8 protein-coding genes are annotated in these 15,555 nt (G+C 60.0%); 5 read left to right on the top strand and 3 right to left on the bottom strand.

All coding sequences use genetic code 11. The features are described 5' to 3' along the window. The coding region (locus KF708_23790; GenBank protein MBX3415727.1) for a hypothetical protein at positions 1–2,430 on the bottom strand (2,430 nt) is incomplete at its 3' end. 410 nt (positions 2,431–2,840) lie between these two features. Then, positions 2,841–4,898, bottom strand: coding sequence for a hypothetical protein (locus KF708_23785; protein MBX3415726.1), 2,058 nt, complete (start codon positions 4,896–4,898; stop codon positions 2,841–2,843). Between the two features lie 567 nt (positions 4,899–5,465). On the opposite strand from KF708_23785, the gene KF708_23780 reads away from it, so the two are divergent. The 4 genes from KF708_23780 to KF708_23765 all read left to right on the top strand — a co-directional run bounded on the left by KF708_23780 (position 5,466) and on the right by KF708_23765 (position 10,524). Continuing rightward, a complete protein-coding gene (locus KF708_23780) occupies positions 5,466–6,110 on the top strand; it encodes a sigma-70 family RNA polymerase sigma factor (GenBank protein MBX3415725.1) in 645 nt (214 codons plus the stop codon). Between the two features lie 8 nt (positions 6,111–6,118). Continuing rightward, entirely contained in the window at positions 6,119–8,725 is a 2,607-nt protein-coding gene (locus tag KF708_23775; protein MBX3415724.1) for a protein kinase, read from the top strand. A gap of 240 nt (positions 8,726–8,965) precedes the next feature. Then, positions 8,966–9,574: a 1-acyl-sn-glycerol-3-phosphate acyltransferase gene (locus KF708_23770; protein MBX3415723.1), complete on the top strand. Its 609-nt coding sequence runs from the start codon at positions 8,966–8,968 to the stop codon at positions 9,572–9,574. After that, positions 9,574–10,524, top strand: coding sequence for a phosphatidate cytidylyltransferase (locus KF708_23765; protein ID MBX3415722.1), 951 nt, complete (start codon positions 9,574–9,576; stop codon positions 10,522–10,524). Before KF708_23770 ends, KF708_23765 begins: the two co-directional genes overlap by 1 nt. 1,413 nt (positions 10,525–11,937) lie before the next feature. On the opposite strand, the gene KF708_23760 is transcribed toward KF708_23765, so the two are convergent. Further along, positions 11,938–13,788 (bottom strand): tetratricopeptide repeat protein, encoded by a 1,851-nt coding sequence (locus KF708_23760; GenBank protein ID MBX3415721.1) that lies wholly within the window; start codon positions 13,786–13,788, stop codon positions 11,938–11,940. Positions 13,789–14,118: 330 nt separating this feature from the next. On the opposite strand from KF708_23760, the gene sthA reads away from it, so the two are divergent. Then, positions 14,119–15,513 (top strand): Si-specific NAD(P)(+) transhydrogenase, encoded by a 1,395-nt coding sequence (gene sthA, locus KF708_23755; GenBank protein MBX3415720.1) that lies wholly within the window; start codon positions 14,119–14,121, stop codon positions 15,511–15,513. Positions 15,514–15,555 lie beyond the last annotated feature (42 nt).

Genomic DNA, 15,555 nt, shown 5'->3' with positions numbered 1-15,555 from the left:
ACTCCAAGTCCCTTCGCCAACGATCTGCTCGCCGATCGTAGTGAAAACCGGAGCGTCGTTGGGATCAAGTTTCCATAACTCCTGGCCATGCAAGCCGCCATAGGCCCTAAAAAAGAGGGTCCCCCCTACGTTCGTCAGCTCTTGAGGAAAGTAGGCATTCGGACTGGCGAAGCCGTCCTCGACGTGGACAGTGCCCGTCTCCGTCCCATCGCTCTTCCATAATTCATAGCCGGTCGCGCCATCGTCGGCGCTGAAATAAAGCGTGCCCCCCACATCTGTTAGGTTGCTCGGATGGGAGCTATTGGAACCGGCGAAGATGTTTTTGACGCGGACGGTTCCGGCCTCGGTCCCATCACTCTTCCATAATTCATAGCCGGTCGCGCCATCGTCGGCGCTGAAATAAAGCGTGCCCCCCACGTTCGTCAGGTTGCTCGGATAGGAGCCATATGAATCAGTGCGGATATCCTTAGCGCGGACGGTCCCGGCCTCGGTCCCGTCGCTCTTCCACAGCTCGCGCCCGTTCGTCCCATCGTCGGCGCTGAAATAAAGCGTCCCCCCCACGTTCGTCAGATACCTCGGATAGGAGCTATATGAACCAGTGCGGATGTCCTTGACGCGGACGGTTCCGGCCTCCGTCCCGTCGCTCTTCCATAATTCGTAGCCGTTCGTCCCATCGTCGGCGGTAAAATAAAGCATCCCTCCCACGTTCGTCAGATACCTCGGGTAGGAGCTATTTAAACCGGCGCGGATGTCCTTGACGCGGACGGTCCCGGCCTCCGTCCCGTCGCTCTTCCATAATTCGTAGCCGTTCGTCCCATCGTCGGCGGTAAAATAAAGCATCCCTCCCACGTTCGCCAGGCTATGTGGAGAGGAGCTATTTAAACCGGCGCGGATATCCTTGACGCGCATGGTCCCGGCCTCCGTCCCATCGCTCTTCCACAACTCGCCCCCGTTCGTCCCATCATTGGCGGTGAAATAAAGCATCCCTCCCACGTTCGTCAGGCTATGTGGAGAGGAGCTATTTAAACCGGCGCGGATATCCTTGACGCGCATGGTCCCGGCCTCGGTCCCGTCGCTCTTCCACAACTCGCCCCCGTTCGTCCCATCATTGGCGGTGAAGAAGAGCATCCCTGCTACGTTCGTCAAGGCCTGCGGACTAGAGCTGTTCGTGACTCGATTGATGTCCAACCGTACGGTCCCGGCCTCGGTTCCATCGCTCTTCCACAACTCGCGCCCGTTCGTCCCATCGTCGGCGGTAAAGAAGAGCATCCCTGCTACGTTCGTCAGATTGCTCAGATACGAATACAGGGTGCTATTTGATCCAGCGTGGATATCTTTGACGCGTACAGTACCTGCCTCGGTCCCGTCACTTTTCCACAATTCGTAGCCGTTTGTGTCGTCGTACGCGGTGAAGTAGAGCATCCCTCCCACGTTCGTCAGGTACTGCGGATCAGAGCCACTTGATGCGGCGAAGCTATTCCAGACGCGGACTGTACCCGCCTCGGTCCCGTCGCTTGTCCACAAATCAATCGCGAAAGAGTTATCGCTGGCGGTGAAGTAGAGGATCCCTCCCATGTTCGTCAAATTCTGTGGGTTGGAGCTATATGAACCAGTGCGGATGTCCTTGACGCGTACGGTTCCGGCCTCCGTCCCGTCGCTCTTCCACAGCTCGCGCCCGTTCGTCCCATCGTCGGCGGTGAAATAAAGCATCCCTCCCACGTTCGTCAGACGCCCCGCAAAGGAGCTATATGAACCAGTGCGGATGTCCTTGACGCATACGGTTCCGGCCTCGGTCCCGTCGCTTTTCCACAGCTCAGCGGCGTTCGTGCCATCGTAGGCGCTGAAGTAGAGGGTCCCCCCCACATTTGTCAGGTTGCTTGGAGAGGAGCCGTTCGAACCAGCGAAGACATCCTTGACGAGTGCAGTCCCGGCCTCGGTCCCGTCGCTCTTCCACAGCTCTTCGCCGTTCGTACCATCGTAGGCGCTGAAGTAGAGGGTCCCCCCCACATTTGTCAGGTTGCTTGGAGAGGAGCCATTTAAACCGGCGCGGATATCCTTGACGCGGACGGTGCCGGCCTCCGTCCCGTCGCTTTTCCACAGCTCATCGCCGTTCGTACCATCGTCGGAGGTGAAGTAGAGGGTCCCCCCCACGTTCGTCAGGTTGCTCGGATCGGAACCATTTAAACCGGCGCGGATATCCTTAACGCGGACGGTGCCGGCCTCGGTCCCGTCGCTCTTCCACAGTTCGCGCCCGTTCGTCCCATCGTCGGCAGTGAAGTAAAGCATCCCTCCCACATTCGTCAGGTACCTTGGAAACGAGCTAACCGAACCGGCGCGGATATCCTTGACGCGTACGGTGCCTGCCACGGTTCCATCGCTCTTCCACAACTCTTCGCCAGTTCTGCCGTCGGTGGCACTGAAGTAAAACACGCTCCCAACTTCTGTGATCTCGGATGGATCCGAGTGCGAAGCCGTTTCAAGCACATTGATATCCCGCACCAGCTCTGGCGTGGCCGAAAGTAATCGGCGCTCCTCCAGAGGTTCGACGAATCGCGATGCGAACAGACTCGTGAGACTTCGAGAACTTCGTCTCGGACGGATAGGTCGCTTCGTACTGCGGGCCGAACGCGCGGGAACGGTAGGACGCTGCAACATTCCATGAACCCCATTTGCCTGAGAGTGCGGTTCGAGCCAAAGTTTGTTTCATCCACGCCGCGCCCACGTCAAGCTGCGTGTGGATTGACGCTTGCGAGCAAATCGGGCTTGCGCCGGCATCGGGCCGTCACGGCGTGCAGATGCGTGCTTCGCGGCGTAAACCGATATGCGCCCCGCGTGTCGGTTTATGTCGCTGGTCCGTTGTCTGACTTGCCTCGCCAGAACTGCGAACCGATCGCAGACGCCTCGAATATCTCGACGCCCCGCAGCGATTCGCGCCGCGTTCTACGTCGCAGCACGATGCCAAGCCCGCCGCAGGCCGCGACTGCGCCCAGCACCAGCGTCGAGGGTTCTGGCACCGCGGTAATCACGACGCCATACGCCGCTTCATCCAGGTAGGTGTGGTACTGAAATCCTTGCGGCACGCCCAGCCACACAATGCTGAGTTGGCTGTCGTCGAAGGAACCGCCGACGGAGAACAACTCGAACGAATCCAGCTCGGAGGGGCGGAAGCCGTTGATAAAGCTCAGCTCGAGCATGCCGCCGAGCGAGAGGTCGCCGCTGACGCTCATGTGATCGTAGTCGATCCCCTTCGCCAGGCCGCCGATCTCCATCGACAGTGTGCTACTCGACCCGTAGGTCAGGCTGCCATCGATCGTCAGCGTCCCCGGCGAGAAGCCAGGCGCCACCAGTCCACCGTCGATCAAGACGTTGCCCTCGACGGTACCTGTTCCGGCCAGCACTCCACCGGGCCCCAGTCGCAGAGTGCCCTGCGGCGTGGCGTCGAGCGTGCCGGCGCCGACGTTGATTCGTCCAGAGCCATTACTCAGACGGACCGTCCCCTGCTCACCAATCGACAAGCGGTTCCCGACGTGAACTTCTGCTTGTGTCCCGACATCGAGCAGGCCCAAGCCAAGCTCGCCGACGTTAAGATTCTCAGCGACCGTCCAGGAGGAGCCGACTCCCCTCATGATCGCGGCACCTTGCGAGCTGCTAACGACTCCGATGCGACCATGCTGACTTTGCACATCTCCCCCGGTATGTACATTGAGTTCACCGGTTCCCCACTCTCCGACGATTAGATTACCAGCGTTGTGCCAACTACCATGGCCTCCCACCGATACGGCCCCATTGCCATTGGGACCGCGACCGATCGCGGCGCCTCCCGCTCCGGTGATCATACTTCCGTAGTTGTCCACCGTGACGGTGCCGTGTCCGTCGTCGCCGAGTAGCATCAGGCTCGCTTCCCACACCGCTCCCACCCCATTGACGTGAACTTCACCTTGCGATTGGCTCCTATTTGCCACGCTGACTTCCTTGCTCGAAACGTAACCACCGTCTTCGATCGTGAGATGCCCCGATCCCGTGGAATCCGTGTGGTACACGCCGCCAATCGTCAGGCGATCGATGCCGGTCCACTCGGTCCCTTCCCCCGTGACGGTCACGCTGGCGTCGGCCCCGTCAGTAAGTCCTAGGAACACCCAGTGCTCGACTTCAGCAGACCGATGGCTATCGACCTTGGCACCATTGCGAAACGTCGCGCTGCCATTATTCAAACCAGCAAAACCACTCATGGTCGAGCCCACGCCGTCAACCATCAGGTAGCCGGTCGGCATTTCACCGTTCGGGCCAAAGTTGATTCCAGTACCAATCGCCTTCGCTCGAAGCTGCCCACCATTGATCACTTCGATTCTGCCCGTTCCTCCACCATCCCCCACGCCGATGTCTTTTGTGATGTCGACGGTAGCGCCAGCTCCATCGACGATTAGTTTCCCCTGAACGCCCAGGCCAGAGCCCAGTACCAGTCCAGCCCAGTTGTCGTCAATGTCCTGATGCAACACGCCGTTGCGCACCGTAAGGGTGGCATCACCGGCGGCCCCGGTATGACGCACATTCTGGCCGATGACGATGAGGTCATTGACCGTGTAGCTTCCCGAGTCCGTCCCCACGTGATGAAAGTATCCATACGCCCCGAAATCAAAGACCCAATCTCCCGATTGGATGTACAAATTGCGGTTCGTAATGGCCGCCGCTTGTTCATTCGTAGGCCCTCCCTTCAGTGGCGCATGAATGGCGCCGAAGTCGCCAAAGTAGACGGTTCCCCCGGTGGCATAGCGATAGGGAATTGCTTCGTTCGGCGCAATATAACCCGTGCCGAAAAAAGCATTGTCGTTGAACGGATCAGTATCCGGACCATGATTGAACTGGTCGGGGTCGCCAGGATAGGCAAAGCCCAGCCACATGGTGTGATCCGTAAAGGCCCAGCCCGGTGGACCGCCATCGGAGATCTCATTCTGATCGCCAATCCATTCGAGATCTTCCGCGATCAAAGATGTTCCCACGTTCGACAACGAAACGAGCAGGGCCAGAAATCTTCCCAGTTGCACCAGTCGCATTCGGAAACTCCGACAATGTGGTTTGAGCGATTGAGGCTCGAGCCGAGGCGTGCCAGAAGGATCAAGGGATAGCCTCCATCCAAGGCCCGAGCGCGGGACGCGCACCTTCTCTGCAAGATGGATCGGACAAGCAAGTCAGCAATTAGCCCGTCACGGCCATTAGCCCCCTCCGAGGCTGGCCAACTCGAAATGCGACCCAGTCACGGCAAAGAAACCGTTCAGCGGGTACTGGAATCGCGCGTCCACGACTTAATGGGCCGATTTCTCTCCAGCCGAACGATCTTTTTTTCAAAAACGCCAAAATTTCTTGAAGTCTCCATGTCGCTCAGTTCGTTCGCTTGCCTGTCGGCGACCACCTAGGTAATCTCATGTGTCTCGATTGTCGGCATCGGATGGCAGGGTGTTTCAAATCACATGACGGACGATTCGACGAGCGAGGTCACTCCCCCCTTCGAACGCCGCAAACGCCGTTTGTTGGCAGAGGTTCGTAGCGGGTCTCGCGAGGCGCTCGCCGAGTTGCTCGAGGCCTATCGTCCCTTCTTGCGCCTGTGGGCACGCCGCGCTCCGAACGATCCCCTCCGCCGCAAGCTCGATACCTCCGACCTCGTGCAAAACACGCTGCGCGCCGTCTTGATGCGGGCCGACGAGTTTCGCGAACTCGACGATGATGAATTCTCAAATCGCCTCCGAGAGTTACTCCAGGCGGAAGTCTCGGCCAGCCACAAGCACTATTACCGGCCCAAAAAACGCAATATCCGCCGCGAACTCTCCCTTGGTGAACAGCACTCCTGGCAGCGATTAGCACAACTGGTCGTATCGCCAAATGACGACGCGCTGAAAACTCTGGATGACGAGGAAATGCGCCGTCGCGTCGAGGGGGTGCTCGAGTGCCTCGATCCCGACGAGCAGGTTGCCATCCGTCAACGCTATTGGGACCACCTCGAATGGCCTCAGGTGGCCGCGCTCTCCGGCTGTACTTCCGACGCGGCTCGCATGCGTTTCAAACGCGCCATGGCACGCTTCGCCAAGGAATTCCGTCGCAAGTTTCCCGATGCGTAGGTGTCTCGATGCTCGACAACGATCCCACCGCCGAGTCGATCTTGCGTACGCTGGCCGAGGACGCCGCTAACTCCGGCCTTTCCTGCCCTTCGCTGGCCACCTTGCGGGTCGCTATCGAGCACATGCGCTCGGCCGGACAGCCGAGCGAAGCGAATGAATGCCAACTTGTCGAGTCTTCTTTTGGTCGCTATCGACTCGAACGTGCCCTGGGTGAGGGAGGTTTCGGCTGGGTCTTTTTGGCCATCGACCCAACGCTCAATCGGCACGTCGCGCTGAAGATTCCCCGCCCCAAATTTGCCGCCATTCGCCGCATTCAACGTATCTGGTTGGCCGAAGCCGAAGCGGCGGCACGGCTCGATCATCCACAGATCGTGCCTGTGTACGAAGCGGGAGAAATCGAGTCACTCGTCTATATCGCCAGCGCCTATTGTCCCGGGCCGACCTTGGCCGAATGGCTCGACAGCCAAGGCGGGGCTGTTTCCGCCAAGGTGGCGGCCAGAATCATGGCCCCCCTCGCCGACGCCGTTGCGCACGCGCACCAATGCGGCATCCTCCATCGCGATATCAAGCCCGCTAATGTCCTCTGCCAGGAGACCAGATCGCACGACTCCGACGAGCCCGGCATTAATCCCCGGCTGACCGATTTTGGTCTGGCGCGATCGCTGACAGAGGATCTCTCCGATATGTCGGTCGTGGAACCAGTCGGCACGCCGCGCTACATGGCCCCCGAACAGGCGGCCGGGCAGGAACGCGACGTGGGGGTCGGCACCGACGTGTACGCGCTGGGCGCAGTCCTGTTCCAACTGCTGGCTGGCGAGCCCCCCTTTGCCGATGCCAACGTCCGCGACACGCTCTGGCGAATTCAAAACGAAGACGCCAGTTCCACGAAACTCCAAGCACGCCGCGTGCCCCTCGATTTGCAAGCGATTTGCCTGAAATGTCTGGCCAAGCAACCTGCCGAGCGTTATCGCTCGGCCCTCGAACTGCGCGATGATTTGACGCGCTTTCTCGATGCCAGACCGGTGCGAGCTCGTCCCTTGGACCCCGTCAAGACTCTCGCACGTTGGTGCGCTCGACGCCCGGCGTTGGCCAGCTCGCTTGCCGTCGCGTTCCTTGCCGTGTTGCTCGGCTCGATGACCGCCGTGTGGCAGGCCCGCAAAGCCAATCAGCTCGCCTGGCAATCGTTGCAACACGAGCTCGTGGCGGCCGGGCAGGCCTCGCACGCCCGACAACAGTTGCTCGATTCACACCACGCTCTGATGGAGCTGGGTTGGGTCTCGATGCTTTCGACGGCCGCGAACAGCGAGTCCTCGCGCATGACCGGCCGCCACGTGCGCTCCCTGTTGAATGAATTCTATAAGCATAGCGTCGAGCGTGGGCTTGCTTCGCAAGATGTCGCCGTGCATGCAGGAGCTCTCTGCATTCGCGGACTTCAGGCCGTGCAACTTGCCGAATACAAGGATGCGAGCCGATTCCTCGAAGCAAGTATTGCTGAATGGAGACACGCCATTCGAGAATTCCCAGAGCAGCCGCAGTATCGACATTCGCTGGCCATGGCCTTGTTCTTTTACACATGCCTACTGGATCAACAGGATGTATCTGCAAGCAATTCCGACTCGGTAGCGCAAGGAAACGCTACCGTCGCACAAGCCCTCGCATCCGCAGAATGCGATGCTTCGGTGCGAGATACGTACGCGGCGATGATGTCGGAATTGGGTTCGCGTTTCATCCTGGAGGGCAACACCCGAGATGCCAATGTGGCCTTCGAGCGGAGTTTGGCCGAACTGGCCAAGTCGTGTGCCGCGACTCCCGACAATCCCGCACATCATCTGGCGATCGGCCAGATCAAGCGGTTCCAGGCCGAGATCGCACTGCGCAACCACAGGCACGAGCAAACGTCCGTAAAGCTGGCGGAATCGGTGACCAGCCTCGATCGTGCCTTGGCCCTGGACTCCTCGAATCTCTGGATTCGAGAGAATCTGGGGGCAACCTACGTACTCTTCGGTCAATTACACCAGGACCAGCGTTCGCAGGAGGCTGTTTCTTACTTCGAAAGAGCGGTGGCTGAATTCGAGTTCGTCATTGCCAGGGCAGGCCCTCGTGCGGATCTTTCGCAGTCACTTGTAAGTGCTACTGCGGAGCTGACCAGGCTCTACCAAGAGAACGGAGATTTCAAACGAGCGCTGGCCTGCTACGAACGTCGCGTCGAACTCCAGGCCAGTCTCGAACGGCAAGGATCGCTGAATCCTCCCCACATGATTGAATATGCGTTCACGTGCTACGATTACGCCGAACTAGCCGTGCGACGCAAAAGGACCGACCTCGCACAGCAGCAATATGCCAAGGCGCAGGAGTTGTTCTCGCAGTTGCATCGCCGCAGAAAGCTCTCGGCCAACGGCTTGGCCGCCTGGGCACAATGCCTTGTCTTTGCTGGCGACCAGGCGGCGCTGGCAGACCGAGATGCAGAAGCGGCCGAGCACTATCGGCAGGCGCTCGAACGGCTCGATCACTCTCTGGAGCGTCGTCCCGATCACGAACCTGTTCTTCAACGCCGAAGGGCGGTCGAGACTCGTCTGACCCGCTTGGCACAGTCCGCTTCGGCGCCGCAGGAATGACACCTGCGATAGCCCCTCCCTCAAGCCGACTACTGCCACTTCATTTCCGCGCGACACGTGATCGTGGCAATTCACGCGGTGGACTGACCCTATAAAAACGCGGCACCCTTTGCTCGCCGCCCCGCGCAGGCTACGATGCGGCACGTAATGTGCGGTGCGCTATCTTGGCCGTCTGCCCGGCGAGTTTTTGGGGCCGGGTTGGCTCCGCGACGCTTTTTGGCGAACGCTCGAGGAACGGACGTGGAACTGACGGCGATGGCCCTGGCCCTGGTCGCGCGGCTACTCAGCGGTGCCAGCGTGCGCTGGGTGGGCTGCGAGCCCGACACCTGCCAGCGGGTCTACTTCGCCAATCACACCAGCCATCTCGACGCCCTGGTCGTCTGGTCGGCCCTGCCCCCCCCCGTACGCAGCCTCACACGCCCCGTCGCCGCCAAGGATTACTGGGAAAAGACCCGGCTGCGGCGCTACATCTCGACCAAGGTCTTCGATGCTCTGCTGATCGACCGCAACGAGATCAAGGTCCACAACAGTCCCATCGACCTGATGATCAAGGCCCTGGGCGATACCAAGTCGTTGATCGTCTTCCCCGAGGGGCACCGCAATACCGGGCCCGAGATGGGCGAGTTCAAAAGCGGGCTGTACTATCTGGCCAAGAAGCGTCCTGATCTCGAGCTGGTGCCGGTCCACATCGACAATTTGAATCGTGTCTTGCCGCGCGGCGAGTTTCTGCCCGTCCCCCTGCTGAGCTGCATCAGTTTTGGCCCGCCCCTGTGGCTCGAGGTCAAAGAACCGAAAATGGATTTTCTCAACCGGGCGCGCGACGCCGTGCGCACCTTGAAGGAGCGTTGATGCGGCTACCCCAGGACGAAACGCTCTGGCTCGTCGGCGGCGTGATGGCCGTGCTGGCCGTGGCGACGCTCGTGGCCAAATGGCTCAAAGCGCGCCGCGACTCGAAGCTGAATCCCGCGGCCCTGCGAACCTTCAACCTGCGCCTGAACGCCTGGTGGCTGATGTGCTCGGCCCTGGCCGCCACGATCCTCATCGGCCAGGTGGCCACCGTGGTCATGTTCGGCCTGATCTCGTTCTGGGCGCTGCGCGAGTTCATTACCCTCACCCCCACGCGGATGGCCGATCACCGCGCGCTCTTCTGGGTCTTCTTTCTCTTCACCCCCTTGCAGTACGTGCTGGTCGGCTTCGACGAATATGGGCTCTACAGCGTGTTGATTCCGGTCTACGCGGTGCTCTTCATTCCGGCGCGGATCGCCATCGCGGGGGACTACCGCCGCTTCCTCGAACGGAGCGCCAAGATCCAGGCCGGCCTGATGATCTGCGTCTACTGCCTGAGCTACGCCCCCGCACTCTTGTACTTGAAGATCAAATACCCAGAGTGGGAAGGCCAGAACGCGCGGATCCTCTTCTTCCTCGTGCTCGTCGTGCAGATGGGAGACGTGCTGCAATACCTCTGGGACCGGCTGCTGGGCAAGAACGTCATCGCCCCGATGATCAACCGCAACCGCACCTGGGAAGGCTTTCTTGGCGGAGCGGTAAGCACCGCCCTACTGGGCACCGCGCTCTGGTGGGCCACCCCCTTCGAACCCTGGGTCGCCGCCGGCATGGCACTGTTGATCTTCGTGGCCGGCTTCGCGGGCGGACTCACCATGTCGGCCATCAAACGAGACCGCGGCGTCAAGGACTACGGCACCCTGATCGAAGGCCACGGCGGCGTCCTCGACCGGCTCGATTCCATCTGCTTCGCCGCCCCGATCTTCTTCCACTTCACGCGCTACTTCTACACGTGAAGCACCAGCGCCCGTCTGCACATCCCCAGCACGAAGCGTAAATTTTGAAGTCGCGCTTGGGAGGAATCCCAACCCGAAGCGTAAGCGAGGGAGCACTTGGCTCGACGTTCTTTCCAAGAATTCCCTCGCTCACGCTTCGCACTTAGGATGGGTTGATCTGCCGAAGATAGCGACCGAGGAACCTCGAAAGCGCAACTTTAAGGAGCGTTAGCAAGGGCGTAGGTCACGCACCCCGTGCGTGACGGGCTTCTGTCGGCGATCCCTCTCCTACTCAACTCTTTCCTGTAGCTCGCTCGGCGGCAAACCCCCGCTCGTCGTGTCGTGGTGGTTTAACTGTTGCTCAGCCGCCGATCGATTCACCACAACGGCGCCACGACACAACGAGCAACGCCAAGCTCTTGTAGGTCAGGTACCCCGTACCTGACAATCGATCGAGCGCCACGCCGGACATGGTCGACCGATTGTCATCGGTCCTAACGAATCCCCTCGAAGAGCAGGCCAGAAGCATGTGGTGGCCCTTCTTTGACCGCAAAGAGAAACTGGAAACACCCAACACCTGGTCCGGGTGCCTTTGGTATCTCCTCGGCTACCTGCTCTTCGCGATACTGGCCTTGGGGTTCTTGCAGTGGCTGAAGTGAGCAAAGCGAACGAGTACAGAAGCTGAATATGATTGTGCTGAATCCGACGTCAACGAGGAGGGCGCAAGAATGGCTTGGGGATTTGAAGCCGATTGTCCGGACTGCGGGCACCGTTGGGACGGCATCTTAACCACCCTCTCGGTCGGACCCGCGTGGCACACAGCTGACGACACTCAAGAGTTGTTCTGTCGGCGGTGCTACTACCGACTATCGTTGCCCAGATCGGTGGAACGGTTTACGTGGCGGATGTGGTACGAGCGTTTTCTGGCCGAACCTCCGCACCAGGGTCCGTGGCTCCTCGATCTCTTAGCCCACATCGACGCGTCGCTCGCGTCAACCAGATGGCACACTGCGCAGCCGTTCTCCCCGGGGGCGATCCGGTGCCCACAATGTGAAGACGAGATGTCACCGCGCAGCGACCATCTGAAATGCCCGATGTGCGGCAGCTTCGCACCGACCCTAGTAGAGTTCACTTGCCACATCTCGATGGCGGTTGATAAAAACGGGTTCGGCTGAACTTGTATTGCGCTGGCACGCGGATCTGCCGAAACAGTCGCTCGAACTACCTTAGCATGTAGGTCGCGCACCCGGGCGTGACGGGCTTCTGCCGACCATCCCTCTCCTGCCCAACTCTTTCCTGTAGCTCGGCGGCAAAGCCTCGCTCGTCGTGCCGTCGTGTCGTGGTGGTTCAACGGTTGCTCAGCGGCCGATCGATCCACCACAACGGCGCCACGACACGAGAAGCAAACGCCATGGCACGAGCAACAAACGCTCACTACTCACGATAGGGATTGCCTGCTCTGTACAACTCCAGACGGGCCAGCATGTCGGCCTTGTCCTCTGGATCGGTCAGTTCCAGCGCTTTTTGATGCCACGCGATGGCCGCGGTAAAGTTTCCGTTCTCGGCGTGCGCGGCGGCAAACGCGTAGAGACAGTTAACATCTGTGTAATCCGTGAGTTCGCACGCCTTCTCGGCTAATTCGACGGCTTTTGCTCCGTCGCGGAATTGACCGTCCGTGCAGGTTGCCAGCATCCAGGCATAAGGGACGTAACGTGCGGCGGACTGTGGGTCGAGACGGATGGCTTCCGTATAGTCCGCGATAGCGCTGAGATAGTCCCCTTTCCGCTTTCTTGCAATACCACGGTTGGTGTACGTTACCGCATCAGGCGGGCCGAGCCGGAGTGCCTCATTAAAGTCCGCGATGCCCTTGTCGTACTCCTCTTTGTTCACCCAGGAGTTGCCGCGGTTGTGGAGGGCCTCAAGAGACTGGGGATTGATGCGAAGGGCCTCGTTGTAGTCGGCGATGGCGTTGTCGTATTCGCCTTGCTCATCCCAAACGAAGCCACGACCGATGTAGCCGTTGGCATTTTGTGGGTCGATTCGGATTGCTTCTGAGCAATCGGCCATGGCCTTATCGTATTCCCTTTTTGCAGCCCAGGCTCGACTGCGGTTGTAAAGCGCTCGCTTGACATTGTCAGGCTGCGAGTCGATACGGATCGAGTCGGCATAATCAGCGCAGGCCTTGTCGTACTCGCCTTTCTTAGCCCACGCGAGACCGCGGTCGATGTAGGCCACTCCAAAATGTGCGTTGATGCGGATGGCTGCGGTGTAGTCCGCGATGGCAGAATCGTACTCGCGCTTCTTCGCCCAAGCGAGACCACGGTTGTAAAATGCAAAGGCATCTTGTGCATTCAGACGGATGGCCTCGTTATAATCGGCCATGGCCTTGTCGTGATCTCCCGACCGATACCAACAGATCCCGCGTCGTGAATAGGTGTTCGCGTCGCGCGGATCGAGGCGGATGGCTTCGGTATAGTCAGCGATCGCTTTGTCGTACTCAGTCTTGCTCTGCCAGTTGATGCCACGGAAGAGATGAGCATAGACATGCCGTGGGTCGAGCCGAATCGCCTTGGTACAGTCGGCGATCGACTTGTCAAGCTCGCCTAAGTCTCTCCATGCGCGGCCGCGATTGTAATAGTAGCCCGCATCTTCTGGGGAGAGCCGGATTGCTTCGTTGAAATCGGCGATCGCCTTGTCGTACTCACCTTTGTTCTGCCAGCAGAAGCCGCGGACGTGGTGCGCATAAGCGTTACTAGGATCGTGGCGAATGGCTTCGCTAAAGTCGGTGATCGCTTTGTCGTAATCGCGTTTGCAAGTCCACGCGTAGCCGCGGTAATTGTACCCACTAGCACTCAAGGGATCGTGGTCGATGGCTTCAGTAAAGTCCGCGATGGCCTTGTCGTGCTCACCCTGACTTGTCCAAGCGCAGCCTCGCTGGCAATAAAACGTGGCGTCTCGCGGATCGAGGCGAATGGCCTCGCTGTAATCGGCAATTGCTCTATCGTGCTGGCCTTTTTGTTTCCAGTTCCAGCCTCGCCCGGCATAGGCTACGGAATCGTTGGGATCGAGGCGGATGGCTTCGCTATAAGCGGTGATCGCCTTGTCGTGCTCCCCTTTTTCAGACCAGTCGGCGCCCCGCATGACGTAGGCCACGGAATTGTTTGAATCGAGAAAGCTCGTCTCCTGGCATTCGGCAAAGAGCTCGCCGGAATCATCGGGATCGTAAAAGGTCTCTTTCTTGTTCTTGTTTTCGGCGAAGAATTCTTCGAAATCTTCTTCGCCCACGCCATCGCCTCCCATACATACCACCTCGCAAATCGAAATACGTGTTCTGCGGCGCGCGACCTGTGCCCCGTTTGGTGGGCAGTCGTCCCCAGGTCGACACTATTCACCCCTGCACTGCCGATGAACCCAGGATAAAGCGCGGCACGATTCCTGCGGGGGGCAATCCTTGCGTTGGAAACGCCGCCAGCCTAACAGCCGCCGTGGGGGCAATCTATCGATAAGAGCCGTAACGGGTTCGTTGCCCTTGGCGTGCCGCGCCAGACCAGTAAGATGGCCTGCACGTGGAGCGCACGGCTGCTGCTCCCCAGGCCCTCGGAACGAATGGCCGCTATGCCCCTCTCGAACGATTCTCAGGACTTCGATCTCTTTGTCGTGGGCACGGGCCCGGCCGGCCAGAAGGCGGCCATCGCGGCCGCCAAGCTCGGCAAGAAGGTCGGCATCGTCGACCGGCGGCTCTGTGTCGGCGGCGTCTGCGTCAACACTGGCACCATTCCCTCGAAGACGCTGCGCGAGGCGATCCTCTACCTGTCCGGCTATCGGCTGCGCAGCCTCTATGGTCCGGGCTATCGGGTCAAGGACCACATCACGGTCGATGATCTCACGTTCCGTACACACCATGTGATTCAGAACGAGATTCAGGTCATTGCCTATCAGATGAGCCGCAACGGCGTGCAGATGCTCACCGGCGAGGCGGGCTTCCTCGATGCGAACTCGATGAGCATTGCCAATGGCCCGAGCCGCATCACGGTGCGCTCGGAGAAGTTCATCCTGGCGCCCGGCACGGAGCCGCATCGCCCCGAGGGGGTCGCCCTGAATGGCCAGACGGTGATCGATAGCGACGGCATCCTCGCGCTCACCGAGATTCCACGCACGCTCACCGTGGTGGGAGGCGGCATCATCGGGCTCGAGTATGCCAGCATGTTCGCCACGCTGGGCACCAAGGTAACGCTGGTCGAAGCTCGGCAGCGGCTGCTCGAGTTCGTCGATACCGAGATTGCCGACGCGCTCAACTACCACCTGCGCGATCATGGCGTGACGCTGCGCCTGGGTGAAGAGGTCGTGTGCGTCGAGAACGAGGCCGAGGACCCGGTGGCGCTATTGGCCAGCGGCAAGCGGATTCGCAATCAAGTCCTCATGTTCTCGATGGGGCGGCAGGGGCGCACCAAGCAGTTGAATCTCGAGGCCGCGGGGCTTGCGGCCGACTCGAAGGGTCGGCTCAAGGTGAATAGCGATTTTCAGACCGAGGCGCCTCACATCTATGCCGTGGGAGATGTGGTCGGTTTTCCGGCGCTCGCCAGCACGTCGATGGAACAGGGGCGCCTCGCGGCCTTACACGCCTGCGGTCAGCCGGGGCAGACGATTCCGGGACTGTATCCCTACGCCATCTATACGATCCCCGAGATCTCGATGGTGGGCGCTACGGAAGAGCAACTGACGGCACAGCAAGTGCCGTTCGAGTCGGGAGTGGCGCACTATCGCGAGATCGCCCGCGGGCAGATCCTGGGAGACGAGATCGGCCTGCTGAAGATTCTCTTCCATCTCGATACGCATCGCATCCTGGGGGTGCATGCCATCGGCGAGGGGGCCTCGGAGCTGATTCACATCGGTCAGACGGCGCTAGCGTTGGGGGGCACGGTCGAGTACTTCCGCGACAACGTCTTCAACTACCCGACGCTCGCCGAGTGCTATAAGGTGGCGGCCTATAGCGGGCTGAACAAGCTGTAGGTTTCGCGCGCACCGTTCACTGCCTGCCTCGGGCGAGCAGGG

It is taken from the genome of Pirellulales bacterium (genome assembly GCA_019636335.1).
In the GTDB taxonomy this organism is placed as follows: Bacteria; Planctomycetota; Planctomycetia; order Pirellulales; family JAEUIK01; genus JAHBXR01.
This window is presented reverse-complemented; position numbering and strand designations above follow the sequence as displayed.

Bases quoted from the DNA above. Each gene is read 5' to 3' on its own strand.
- sthA (MBX3415720.1), top strand. From the start codon at position 14,119: ATGCCCCTCTCGAACGATTCTCAGGACTTCGATCTCTTTGTCGTGGGC.
- KF708_23785 (MBX3415726.1), bottom strand. From the start codon at position 4,898: ATGTGGCTGGGCTTTGCCTATCCTGGCGACCCCGACCAGTTCAATCAT.
- KF708_23780 (MBX3415725.1), top strand. From the start codon at position 5,466: ATGACGGACGATTCGACGAGCGAGGTCACTCCCCCCTTCGAACGCCGC.
- KF708_23765 (MBX3415722.1), top strand. From the start codon at position 9,574: ATGCGGCTACCCCAGGACGAAACGCTCTGGCTCGTCGGCGGCGTGATG.
- KF708_23775 (MBX3415724.1), top strand. From the start codon at position 6,119: ATGCTCGACAACGATCCCACCGCCGAGTCGATCTTGCGTACGCTGGCC.